A 617-nucleotide genomic window follows, 5' to 3' on the forward strand; every position below is an offset into this window, starting at 1 on the left:
GATGTCAATCTAGTTCAGGTTCTAGTTTGTCAATAATAATATCATTTTTAAAAGTTACTGCTATATTCCTACTTTGTGGAAATTCGCCTCTAAATTTGCCTATATAGAACATTTTATATCCTGTATATGCTCCGTAACCATTTTTAGCATTTACACCAACTGGGACTATATAAAAATAGTCGTTGCTTAATTTGTTAAATGCTCTGACTGGTTTGTACATTTTATAATGAGCTGAATATGGGTCTTTTAACTGTGATGATATAAACTCAATTGCAACATCACGATAATTGCTTGGTAAAGCGTCATAATTATATGAATCAGCTACAGATAAATCTAAATCATATTTTTTTTGAGGGATTGAGCACCCAGTTAAAACAAACGCAAAAGCCAAAATGGCAATTATTCCTTTCATCTTCCTATCACCCCTTATATTGTAAATTATGAAAAAAATATTAATAGAGCAGCCATTATCTGATTATAGCGAAACTTACGCATGGTTAACCGATGTTATTGAATCGCTAAATGGAAAAGAAAACAGGCTACAAATCAGGATTTTACCAAGAGTTACAGCTGATATAAAGTTATATATCAACCAGAATAGGCACCTTGAGTATTTT

General features: G+C 31.4%; 1 protein-coding gene. It reads right to left on the reverse strand.

The genetic code is table 11. The features are described 5' to 3' along the window. Window positions 1-4: 4 nt before the first annotated feature. Window positions 5-412 carry a hypothetical protein gene (locus tag J3U19_RS11450; RefSeq protein WP_267346378.1) on the reverse strand — a complete coding sequence of 136 codons (408 nt, stop codon included), beginning with the start codon at window positions 410-412 and terminating at the stop codon, window positions 5-7. Window positions 413-617 lie beyond the last annotated feature (205 nt).

It is taken from the genome of Gilliamella sp. B2828, from assembly GCF_026537125.1.
GTDB lineage: Bacteria > Pseudomonadota > Gammaproteobacteria > Enterobacterales > Orbaceae > Gilliamella.

What these genes read in the sequence shown, in the direction of transcription:
- J3U19_RS11450 (WP_267346378.1), bottom strand. Translation starts at nt 412, where the DNA reads ATGAAAGGAATAATTGCCATTTTGGCTTTTGCGTTTGTTTTAACTGGG.